Consider the following 11302-nt stretch of genomic DNA (forward strand, 5'->3'; position numbering starts at 1 on the left):
GGCGCCGCCGGCAAGGTCGCCGCCGAGATCGGCGCCGCCGCGCTGCGGCCCGCCGACGCGGCCGTGGCCGTCGGCGTGGACGTCACCTCCGAGGAGCAGGTCCTGTCCGCGCTCCAGCAGGCCGTGCTCGCCTTCGGCGGCGTGGACCTCGTCGTCAACAACGCCGGCCTGTCGCTGTCGCGCTCGCTGCTGGAGACCACGCTCGACGACTGGGACCTGCAGCACGACGTGATGGCCCGCGGCTCCTTCCTGGTCTCCCGCGAGGCCGCCCGGGTGCTGATCGGCCAGGGCATGGGCGGCGACATCGTCTACATCTCCTCCAAGAACGCCGTGTTCGCCGGGCCGAACAACGTCGCCTACGGCGCGGCCAAGGCCGACCAGGCCCACCAGGTGCGGCTGCTGGCGGCCGAGCTGGGTCCGCACGGCATCCGCGTCAACGGCGTCAACCCCGACGGCGTGGTCCGCGGGTCCGGCATCTTCGCCTCCGGCTGGGGCGCCAACCGGGCGGCCGTGTACGGGGTGGAGGAGGACAAGCTCGGCGAGTTCTACGCCCAGCGGACGCTGCTGAAGAGGGAGGTGCTGCCGGAGCACGTGGCCGCGGCCGTGTTCGCGATCGCCGGCGGCGACCTGTCGCTGACCACGGGGCTGCACGTCCCGGTCGACGCCGGCGTGGCCGCCGCCTTCCTCCGCTGACCCATCACAGGAGAGATCACGACATGACCCTCGAACGAATCGCCCCGCGCCCCACCAGGGTCGGGCTGGTCGCGGGCGGGCTGGGCGCGTACTGGCCGCAGTTCCCCGACCTGCTGCCGCAGCTGGAGCGCTCCTCCGCCCGCGTCTCCGAGCGCATGGGCACCCTCGGCTGCGAGGTGGTGGACGTCGGCTTCATCTCCGACGCGCAGCAGGGCGCGGTGGCCGCCGAGCGGCTGCGCGAGGCGGGCTGCGACCTGATCGTCGGCTTCCTGACCACCTACATGACCGCGACCATGCTGCTGCCGGTCGCCCAGCGCAGCGGCGCGCCGGTGCTGCTGATCAACCTGCAGCCGACCGAGTCGATGGACCACGACACCTTCGACACCGGCCAGTGGCTGGCCTACTGCGGCGCGTGCCCGCTGCCGGAGATGGCCAACACCTTCACCAGGGCCGGGATCCCGTTCCGCTCGGTGTCGGGCTACCTGGAGGACGAGCGCGCCTGGGCCAGGATCGAGCGGTGGGTGAAGGCGGCCGGCGTGCGGGCCGCGCTGCGCAAGGGGCGGCACGGCCTGATGGGCCACCTGTACCCGGGCATGCTGGACGTCGCCACCGACCTCACCCTCGTGCCGGTGAACTTCGGCGGGCACGTGGAGGTGCTGGAGTTCGACGACCTGCGCGTACGCGTGGAGAAGGTCACCGACAGCCAGATCAAGGACCGCATGGCCCTGGCCGGTGAGATGTTCGAGCTGGCCGACACGGTCGTGCCCGAGGACTTCGAGTGGGCGGCCCGGGTCTCGGCCGGGCTCGACCAGCTCGTGGCCGACTTCGACCTCGACAGCCTCGCCTACTACCACCGGGGGCTCGACGGCGAGGTCCACGAACGGCTCGGCGCGGGCATGATCCTCGGCTCGTCGCTGCTCACCGCGCGCGGCGTCCCGTCGGCCGGCGAGTACGAGCTGCGCACCTCCCTGGCCATGATGATCATGGACAGGCTGGGCGGCGGCGGCTCGTTCACCGAGTTCCAGGCGCTCGACTTCCTGCGCGGGCACGTCGAGATGGGTCACGACGGGCCCGCCCACCTGGCGATCAGCTCCCGCAAGCCGTTGCTGCGAGGGCTGGGCGTCTTCCACGGCAAGCGCGGCTGGGGCGTGTCGGTCGAGTTCGACGTGACGCACGGGCCGGTGACGGCGTTCGGGCTGCTCCAGCGGCGCGACGGGCGCTTCGGCTTCGTGGCCTCGGAGGGCGAGACCGTGGACGGGCCGCACCTGAAGATCGGCAACACCACCTCGCGCGTCGACTTCGGGCGCGACCCCGGCGAGTGGACCGACGAGTGGAGCGCCACCGGCATCTCCCACCACTGGGCGCTCGGCACCGGCCACCGCGTCGCGGAGCTGCGCGCTCTGGCGGACCTGCTGGAGATCGATCTGGTTGAAGTCTGAAATATCTGAAAGCTCGCTGTGAACCCGCCCTTTGGGTCTAGGCCCGGCCCGGGGGCGGGGGCATCGTGGCCGCATGAGATCAGCGATCCTCAAGACCGCACTCTGTGCCCTGTTCGTCACCATGATCGGCGCGCCCGCCCCGGCGCAGGCCGCCGCCTTGTCCCACCCGAGCGCCCCTGACACGATCGCGCTGCCCAACGGCTTCCGCCCGGAGGGCATCACGATCGGCCACGCCCCCGTGGCCTATCTGGGCTCCCTCGCCAACGGCGACATCTACCGCGCCGACCTGCGCACCGGCCGTGGCGCCGTCATCAGCGCGGGCCCCGGCACCCCGTCCGTCGGCCTCAAGATCGACGACCGGGGCCGGCTGTTCGTGGCGGGCGGCACCGCCGGGAACGCCCGGGTGGTCGACGCCCGCACCGGGGCCGTGCTCAAGTCGTACCAGCTGGCCACCGGGGCGTCGTTCGTCAACGACGTCGTGCTCACCCGCGACGCCGCCTACTTCACCGACTCCACCAACCCCGTGCTCTACAAGCTCGCCCTCGGCCGGCACGGGGCGCTGCCCGACCAGGCCACCTCCATCCCGCTGACGGGCGCGATCCAGTACACGACCGGCAACAACGCCAACGGCATCGCCCCGGCGCCCGACCACAGGTCCCTGATCATCGTCCAGTCGAACCTGGGCAAACTGTTCAAGGTCAACCCCGCCACCGGCGTCACCGCGGAGATCGGCCTGGGCGGCGAGGTCATGACGAACGGCGACGGCCTGCTGCTGGACGGCAGGACGCTGTTCGTGGTCCAGAACCGGCTGAACACGGTGGCCGTCGTCAGGCTGAGCCACGACGCGACCTCCGGCATGGTGGTCAACCGGGTCACGGACGCCCGCTTCGACGTCCCGACGACGGTGGCGCAGTTCGGCAAGCGCCTGTACCTGCCGAACGCTCGCTTCACCACCACCCCCACCCCCGACACGACCTACGCGGTCAACGCGATCAAGACGCCACGGTGACCGGGCACCGCTCGGGCGGCTGAGAACTCGCGCGTCACGGCGGCCGGCTCCGTGCGGGCTCAGCGGGCGTCTTCCTGGAGGCCCTGAGCCCCGTGCGGCGGGTGGCGGTGACCTTGGCGGAGCCGTACCGGAGGAGGAGAGGCTTCTAGCCCTTGGAGCTGCCCTCGTTGGCGCCGCGCACGAAGTGGCGCTGGAAGATCACGAAGATCACCGCCACCGGGATCGTGGCGAGCAGTGCGGCACCCAGTTTCAGCGGATACTGGGTGCCGCCCCCCAGCGACCCGCTGACCAGGTCGGCCAGCCCGCGCGGCAAGGTGAACAGCGCCGGGTCCTGGACCGCCACCAGCGTGTGCGGGAACTCGTTCCACGCCCCCTGGAAGGAGATGATCGTCAGCGTGATCAGCGCCGGCCTGGCCATCGGCAGCACCACCGACCAGAAGACGCGGAACGGCCCCGCGCCGTCGATCCGGGCCGCCTCCTCCACACCCGCCGGGATCGAGTCGAAGAACTGCTTCATGATGAACACGCCCGCCGCGTCCACGATGATCGGCAGGATCAGCGCCAGGTAGCTGTCGTACATCCCCAACTGGTTGAGGACCAGAAATTTCGGGATAAAGAGGACGACGCCTGGTACGGCCATCACCGCGATCACCGCCCCGAACAGCGCCGACCGGCCACGGAAGCGCAGCCGCGACAGCGCGTACCCGGCCAGCGAGTCCAGGAACACCCGCCCGGCCGTGAGCACCACCGCCACCAGCAGCGAGTTGCCCAGCCACAGCGGCAGGTCCGTGCCGGTGAAGACGCGCTCGAAGGCCGCCGTCGTCAGCGGGTGCGGGATCGGCGACAGGGGAGAGGCCGCCGCGTCCGGCTCGGTCTTGAACGAGGTGGCCACCTGGATGACGAACGGGTAGACGAACACCAGCGCGAAGAACACCAGGATCGCATACCCCGTGAAAGTGCTGGCCAGCCTGCGCATGCTCACCCCCTCCTCTCCCGCATCACGCGCCGCTGGAAGAGCGTCAGCAGCACGATGATGAGGAACAGCACGAACGAGATCGCCGTCCCGGCCCCGTAGTCGAAGTCGCGGAACGCCGTCCGGTACGACAGGAACGCCGGGGTCAGCGTGGTCTTGGCCGGAGCGCCCTGGCTCATCACGTAGATCTGGTCGAAGACCTGCCAGGTCCCGATCAGCCCCAGCGTCAGCACCAGGAACATGGTCGGCCGCAGCATCGGCAGCGTCACGTACCGGAAGCGCTGCCGGCGCCCCGCCCCGTCGAGCATGGCCGCCTCCTCCAGCGTCACCGGGATGTCCTGCAGCGCCGCCAGGAACATCAGCATGAACGTCCCCGACGTCGTCCACACCACCAGCGCGATGATCGCGCACATCGCCACGCTCGGCCCCGACAGCCACTCCCACCAGGACAGGCCGAACACCCCGTGATCGGCCAGCGCGGCCGGCGGCGTGTCCACGCCGAGCAGCAGGTGCAGGACGCCACGCGAGTCCGAGAACCACTCCGGCCCCTTGACGCCGAAGAACCCGAGCAACTGCGCCAGCGCCCCCGAGTTGCCGAAGATGAACAGGAACACCACGCTGACCGCCACCGAGCTGGTCACCGACGGGAAGAAGAACGCGCTGCGGAAGAACGACCTGCCCTTGAGCAGCCGGCTGTTGACCACCAGCGCCAGGCCCAGGGCCAGGACCGTCTGCAGCGGCACGACGATCGCGACGTAGTAGACGTTGTTCCTGATGCTGGTCATGAAGTCCTGGCGGGCCAGGTCGTCGCGGGTGAACAGGCGGCTGTAGTTGTCCAGCCCGACGAACGGCACGCCGCCCTTGAACGGGCTGCCCTGGCCGTTCCACGAGGTCAGGCTGACCCACATCGCCATCAGGATCGGCAGCAGCAGGAACACGCCGAGGATCACGACGACGGGCGCGGCGAACAGCCAGCCCGTCACGTCGTCCCTCAGGTGGCCTCGGCGCGCCGGCAGCCCGGCACGGCGGCGGCGCATCACTCACCCAGCGCGGACTGCGTGTTCTTCTGCAGCCTGGCCAGCAGCGCCTTCGGGTCCTGCGCCGTGAGCTGCTGCAGCCCGGCGTCGAGGTCGGCCAGCACGCTGTCCATCTTCGGGGCGTTGACCGGGCCCTGGGCGTAGGCGGCGCCGTTCACGAACGCCGTGTCGGCGGGGAACTCCTTGGTGTAGGCGTCCTTGGCCGACTGCCGCGACGGCATGACCCCGAACTCCTTGGCGAACGTCATCTGCTGCTCCGCCTTGGTCATCGCCTCGACGAACGCGACGGCGGCGGTCTTGCTGGGGCTCTTGGCCGCGATGCCCCAGCAGTTCGTGAACGACAGCGTCCCCTGCTCGGCCCCCTGCGGAAGCTCGTACGCCTTGTACCGGATGTCCGGGTAGTCGGCCTTGAGGGCGCCCTTGATCCAGTTGCCCTCGATCGTCATCGCGGCCTTGCCCTTGCCGAACGCCTCGCCCGGCCACGACGCGCTGAGCTGCTTGGGGTAGGCGGCCAGCTTGTCCTTGAGCAGCGACCTGACGTACTCCAGGGCCTTGAGGTTCTCCGGCGAGTCGCCCGTCGCCCGCTTGCCGTCGGGGCTGGTGATCCAGCCGCCCGCCTGCACCATGAACGCGCCGATCCGGTCGCGCGTGTCGCCCAGCGCCAGCGGGGTGATGCCCTCGGCCTTCAGCCTGCCGGCCACCGCCGTGAGCTCGTCCCAGGTCTTGGGCACGTCGGCCTCGCCCAGGCCCGCCTTCTTCCACAGGCCCTCGTTGACGATCAGCGCGAGCGTGGAGAAGTCCTTGGGCGCGCAGTAGAACTTGCCGTCCCGGGTGAACGTCGTGCGCAGGCTCGGGTAGAAGTCGTCCGGGTCGGAGATCTTGTCCGCGTACGGCTCCAGCGCCCCGACGCTGGCGTAGTCGGCGAAGCGGGAGGCGTCGACGTAGAAGACGTCCGGCGGGTTGCCGCCCGCGAACGCCTGCCCGAGCTGCTGGTGGATGTCCTGCGCCGGGGTGACGGTCACCTGGTTGCCGCTCGATCCGGCCCACGCCGCCGCGGCGTCCTTGACCGCCGCCGTCTCCGGGTCGCCGGAGGAGGCGATGAGGACGCGCAGCGAGGCCGGGCCGCTGCTCTGCGGCGCGGCCTCGGGCTCCTCGAAGCCGCTGCCGCACGCGGTCGCGGCCAGCGCCGTCGCGGCGAGCGCCGCCAGGGGGTGGAGTTTCATCGCGCTTCCTTTCGAGCTGTGCGCCGGTTCGGGGCGAGCTGTGCGGCGGACGGCTCAGGCCGTACGCCGGATGACGAGGGAGGGTTCGAGCAGCACGTGGTCCGGGGGGCCGTCACCCGGTGAGCCGCCGTCCGGCGCGTCGAGGCGCCCCGTCAGCACCTCGACGCAGCACGCGGCGGCCTCGGACAGCGGCTGGCTGAGGCTGGTCAGGCCGATCGCGGCGGCCACCGGCGTGTCGTCGAACCCGACCACGGGGACGCCCGCCTGCGTCGCGCCCAGCGCGACCGAGTCGCTCACGCACACCAGCGCGGTGGCGCCCGCCGCGATCAGCTCCCTGGCCGCCGCCTCACCCTCGGCCGTGGAGCCGTCGGTCCGCCGTTCGAGCACGCCTGTGTCGCCGCTTTTGTCACCGTCTGTGTCGCCGGTGGTGGTCCCGCTGAGGTCCTTCATCGTCCGGGCCCAGCCGCTCCTGCGGTCGTCGCCGACGCCGGAGCCCTCCTGCCAGCCGATGTACCCGATCCGCCGGTGGCCCGCCCCGGCCAGGCGCCGGGTGGCGGCGGCCGTGCCCGCCGCGCCGTCCACGTCCACCCACGGATGGCCGCCGCCGTCCGGCGTCCCCCACGGGCGGCCGAACGTCACGAACGCCAGCCCCCGCTCCTCCAGCCACGAGGTGCGCACGTCGCCGTAGTGGGTGCTGGTCAGCACGAACGCGTCCGGCTCGTACGCGCCCAGCAGGTCGTCGAACGTGGCGATCTCGGAGCGGTCGTCGTCGGCCGAGTAGAGGATCACCCGGTACCCGGCCTTGGCCGCCGACTCGGTCAGCCCGTGCAGGAACCGGTCGAAGACGTTCATGCCGTCCTGGGTCCGCTCGATCCGCACCGCCAGCAGCCGTGAGCGGCCCGTCCGCATGCGGCGCGCCGCCTGGTTCACCCGGTAGCCGAGCTGCTCGACCGCCTGCCGGACGCGTTCCCGGGTCTCCTCGCGGACCAGCTCGGGGGCGTTGAGCACGTTCGAGACGGTCTGGCGGGACACCCCGGCCTGCCGCGCGACGTCAGCGATCGTCACCTTTTCCGGCATCACGTCGCTTTCTGTTGGTTTGAACGTTCAAATCGAAGTATGGCAGGATTGGATCGTTCAAGTAAACGGAATGCAACGCACTATCTCCTCAGGCGAAGTGGCTGTCAAGATTCGGGGGCCGTACGTGCTCTATCACGCCAACAACCGGCTGCAACCGCCGCTGCACGACCTCGTCGGCACCGTCATGGCGCCGACGAGCGCGCTGAGCGGGGCCGACGGGCAGATCAGGGCGGAGGGGGTGCAGGGGCTGTTCCACGCCGACTCGCGGGCGCTCTCCCGGGCCACGCTGACCGTGGACGGCCTGGAGCCGGAGGCCGTGGGGCACGCGTTCCAGGCCGCCGGGCGCACCCGGTTCGTGTCGGTGGCGCGGTGGCTGGGCGACCCGATCTCGGACCCGACCGTGCGGCTGGACCGTACGCGGGAGGTCGCGCCGGGGCGGATGACGGAGAGCGTCGAGATCGCCTCCACCGCCACCAGGCCCGTGACCGCCACCGTCGCGGTGGAGCTGAGCTGCGACTTCGCGCCGCTCGAAGTGGTGCGGCAGGGCGGCCCGGCCGACCCGGGAGCCGGTGTCCCGTCAGTGGTCCCGTCGGTGGGGGAGGGGACGATCGAGTGGCGCTCCGGCCCGATCCGCGTCCGCGTCGAGAGCGAGGGCGCGACGGCGTCACCCGCGGACGACGCTCCCGCCGCGAGCGGCGACGCGGCCGGAGGGCGGCTGCGCTGGGAGGTGGCGCTCGCGCCGCGCGAGCGGGTCACGTTGCGCTGGTCCGTCGTGATCGACGACCCCGAGGCCGTGGTCGCCGCGCCCAGCGGGACCCTGGAGTGGAGCGTCCCCCAGGTGACGGCCGACGACGCCCGGCTCGTACGGCTGGCCGCCCACTCCCTGGAGGACCTGCGCTCGCTCAGGCTGGCCGAGAGCACCGACCCGGGGCAGACGTTCCTGGGGGCGGGGGTGCCGTGGTACCTGACGCTGTTCGGGCGCGACAGCCTCTGGGCGGCCAGGATGATGCTGCCCCTGGGCACCGGCCTGGCGGCCGGCACCCTGCGCGTGCTGGCCCGGCGGCAGGGCTCCCGCCTCGACCCGGCCTCCGGCGAGGCGCCCGGGAAGATCATGCACGAGCTGCGCAGGAACGAGCGCGTCGGCCGCGACCTGCGGCTGCCCGCCGCCTACTACGGCACCATCGACGCCACGCCGCTCTGGGTCGGCCTGCTGCACGACGCCTGGCGCTGGGGCATGCCCGCCGCCCAGGTCGAGCCGCTGCTCCCGGCCCTGGAGTCGGCGCTGCGATGGCTCGGCGAGCACGCCGACCCGGACGGGGACGGCTTCCTGGAGTACATCGACACGAGCGGCCACGGCCTGGCCAACCAGGGATGGAAGGACTCCGGCGACGCCGTCCGCTTCCACGACGGCCGCCAGGCGGAGCCGCCGATCGCGCTGGCCGAGGTTCAGGGGTACGCGTGCGCCGCCGCCCGCCAGGGCGCCGACCTGCTGGAGGCGTTCGGGCGGGAAGGGGCGGAGAAGTGGCGCGCGTACGCGGAGGCGATGGGCGAGCGCTTCCGCACCCGCTTCTGGACCGGCGGCACCACCGCGCCGACCCGCACCTCCGCCTCGACCGGCACCGCTCTTGCCGGCAACCCCGTGCCCGGCGCTGCCCTCTCCAGCTTCCCGGCGCTGGCCCTTGATCGTGACAAGCGGCCGGTCGACTCGCTGACCAGCAACATCGGCCACCTCATCGGCACCGGCCTGCTGTCGGAGGCCGAGGAGGCCAGGGTGACCGAGCTGCTGGCCGCCCCGGCGATGTCCGGCGCGTACGGGCTGCGCACGATGTCGGCGGACGACGGCGCGTTCAGCCCGCTGTCGTACCACTGCGGGTCCGTGTGGGCGCACGACACGGCCATCGTCATCGCCGCCCTGGCCAGGGCCGGGCACGGCGCACCGGCCGGGCACCTGGCGCAGGGCCTGCTGGCGGCGGCCGAGGGCTTCGGCTACCGGCTGCCCGAGCTGTACGCCGGCGACGACCGCGACGAGGTGGGCCGCCCGGTGGCCTACCCCGCCGCCTGCCGCCCCCAGGCGTGGTCGGCCGCCGCCGCGGTGACGCTGCTGCACGCGGCGGCCGGCCTGTACCCGGACGTCCCGGGCGGGAAGGTGCTGCTCCGGCCGCTCGCCGGGGCCCCGCTGGGCGCGGTCACCGTACGGGGGCTGCGGGTCGCGGGCGCGGAGGTCACCGTGACGGTCTCCCGCTCGGGCGCCGCCGAGGTGACCGGCCTCCCACCGGGCCTGTCGATCGAGACGGCCGAGAGCTGAACCGGGCGAGGACGCCATCGATTGAGGACTGAAACGGGTAAGGGGCGGTCAGGCGAGCAGGGCTTCCTCGAAGCGGCAGCGGCTGAGCAGCTCGTGCCCGTCCTCCGTGACGAGCACCGCCTCCTCCAGATGCGCCCCGCCCACCTCGGGCTGGTCGTACAGGGTCACGCGGGGCTCGACGCACATCACCATGCCGGGCCGCAGCTCCGCCTCCACCCCCCGGTTGACCAGCGGCTCGCCGTGCAGCCCCCAGCCGAGCTGGTGGCCGGTGGCGAACTTGTGCTCGTAGGCGCCGTACCCGCCCGCCGCGATGGCCTCCCGCGCGGCCCGGTCCATGTCGGCGCAGGTCGCGCCGGGCCGGACGGCGGCGATGGCCGCCTGGACGGCGTCGTGGGTGACCTTGTAGATCTCCCGCTGCTCGCGGGTCGGCGTGCCGACGCAGACGGTACGCCCCAGGTCACCGGTGTAGCCCTTGTACACGGCGCCCATGTCGACCACCACCATCTCCCCGGAGCGGATGCGCCGCTCGGTGGCGATGCGCTCGAACATGCTGGCGTTCGGGCCGGAGGAGACGACGGTGATGAACGGCTGCATCTCCGAGCCCGCCCGCCGCATCGCGCTCTCGGCGGCCACGGCGACGTCGCGCTCGCGCACACCGGGCTGGATGGCGTCGAAGGCCGCGTACAGCCCGATCTCCACCAGCGCCAGGGCCTCCCGGATGTAGCCGATCTCGATCGGGTGCTTGACGAGCGTGGCCTCCGTCCACAGGTGCGAGGCGTCCACGACCCGCAGCGACGGGCACCGCTCCAGCAGCCCCTGGTGCACCTGGAACGGCAGCAGGTCCACGCCGACCGCGCCCGAGCCGAGCCCGTAGTCGGCCAGGACCTTGGCCAGCTCGGCGGCCCACGTTTCGAGCCCGCCGATCTTGCGATGGTCGGCGATGTCGGACTTTATCTGGATGCGGTAGTTGTCGCTGCCCGAGGTGTGCCCGACGATCGGCGGGCCGTCGGCCGGCAGGACGGCGAAGTACTCGGGGTCCATGAAGGGCCGGTAGCCCTTGACGTAGAAGTCGGTGACGTAGCGCACCGCCTCCGACTTGGTGAAGATCAGCGCGTCGAGGCCGTGCGCGGCCATCGTCTCCTGGAGTCTGGCCTGCTTCCAGGCGTGCAGCTCGTCGCCGCCGTAGAAGGAGGGCTGTTCCTTCCGCAGGGTCGTGTGGGTCGCTGTCCCGTTCGTCGCTGTCCTGTCCGTCGCTGTCCCGTTCGTCACTGTCGGCTCCCGTCTTGAAGCAGCACGGCGCGGAGCACGTCCGCCGCCCGCGCGATGTCGGTGTCGGAGAGGTCTCGGTGGGTGACCAGGCGCAGCAGGCGCTCGCCGGCCGCCTGGGCGAGCACGCCGCGCCCGGCCAGCTCGGCGACGACGTCCCGCGACGGCGGGCCGTCGCCGCGCAGCGGGACCTGGACGATGTTGGTGCCGGCGCGGCCGAGCCCGCCGAGCAGCTCGGCCAGCCGTCCCGCTCGCACGTGGTCGGCGGCCAGCCGGTCGG

10 protein-coding genes are annotated in these 11302 nt (G+C 72.1%); 4 read left to right on the forward strand and 6 right to left on the reverse strand.

Translation table 11 applies throughout. The features are described from left to right. The 3 genes from KME77_RS16310 to KME77_RS16320 form a co-directional block, all read left to right on the forward strand. The coding region (locus tag KME77_RS16310) for an SDR family oxidoreductase (protein WP_219467945.1) at window positions 1-693 on the forward strand (693 nt) is incomplete at its 5' end. Window positions 694-716: 23 nt separating this feature from the next. Next, window positions 717-2132, forward strand: a complete 1416-nt coding sequence (locus KME77_RS16315) for an L-fucose/L-arabinose isomerase family protein (RefSeq protein WP_219467948.1) — start codon at window positions 717-719, stop codon at window positions 2130-2132. A gap of 73 nt (window positions 2133-2205) precedes the next feature. Next, window positions 2206-3141 carry an SMP-30/gluconolactonase/LRE family protein gene (locus KME77_RS16320; RefSeq protein WP_219467951.1) on the forward strand — a complete coding sequence of 312 codons (936 nt, stop codon included), beginning with the start codon at window positions 2206-2208 and terminating at the stop codon, window positions 3139-3141. 145 nt (window positions 3142-3286) lie between these two features. Here the strand turns inward: KME77_RS16320 and KME77_RS16325 are convergent, their stop codons facing one another. The 4 genes from KME77_RS16325 to KME77_RS16340 are packed head-to-tail and all read right to left on the reverse strand — an operon-like array spanning window position 3287 to window position 7439. Next, window positions 3287-4117 carry a carbohydrate ABC transporter permease gene (locus KME77_RS16325; RefSeq protein WP_219467954.1) on the reverse strand — a complete coding sequence of 277 codons (831 nt, stop codon included), beginning with the start codon at window positions 4115-4117 and terminating at the stop codon, window positions 3287-3289. 2 nt (window positions 4118-4119) lie between these two features. Then, complete coding sequence (locus KME77_RS16330; RefSeq protein WP_219467958.1) at window positions 4120-5151, reverse strand: carbohydrate ABC transporter permease; 1032 nt, start codon at window positions 5149-5151, stop codon at window positions 4120-4122. Next, the gene (locus tag KME77_RS16335) at window positions 5151-6374 is read right to left on the reverse strand and encodes an extracellular solute-binding protein (protein ID WP_219467961.1); all 1224 of its coding nucleotides are present in this window, start codon (window positions 6372-6374) and stop codon (window positions 5151-5153) included. The genes KME77_RS16330 and KME77_RS16335 overlap by 1 nt, the downstream gene beginning before the upstream one ends. A 54-nt stretch (window positions 6375-6428) precedes the next feature. After that, window positions 6429-7439 (reverse strand): LacI family DNA-binding transcriptional regulator, encoded by a 1011-nt coding sequence (locus tag KME77_RS16340; RefSeq protein ID WP_219467965.1) that lies wholly within the window; start codon window positions 7437-7439, stop codon window positions 6429-6431. A 109-nt stretch (window positions 7440-7548) separates the two neighbouring features. Between KME77_RS16340 and KME77_RS16345 the strand changes: the two genes are divergently transcribed. Then, window positions 7549-9756 (forward strand): amylo-alpha-1,6-glucosidase, encoded by a 2208-nt coding sequence (locus tag KME77_RS16345; RefSeq protein WP_308250727.1) that lies wholly within the window; start codon window positions 7549-7551, stop codon window positions 9754-9756. Between the two features lie 48 nt (window positions 9757-9804). Here the strand turns inward: KME77_RS16345 and KME77_RS16350 are convergent, their stop codons facing one another. After that, window positions 9805-11025, reverse strand: coding sequence for a M24 family metallopeptidase (locus tag KME77_RS16350; protein ID WP_219467971.1), 1221 nt, complete (start codon window positions 11023-11025; stop codon window positions 9805-9807). Further along, on the reverse strand, window positions 11022-11302 hold a 281-nt coding region (locus tag KME77_RS16355), incomplete at its 5' end, for a PLP-dependent aminotransferase family protein (RefSeq protein WP_372451181.1). The genes KME77_RS16350 and KME77_RS16355, both read right to left, overlap by 4 nt.

It is taken from the genome of Nonomuraea rhizosphaerae, from assembly GCF_019396405.1.
Lineage (GTDB): Bacteria > Actinomycetota > Actinomycetes > Streptosporangiales > Streptosporangiaceae > Nonomuraea > Nonomuraea rhizosphaerae.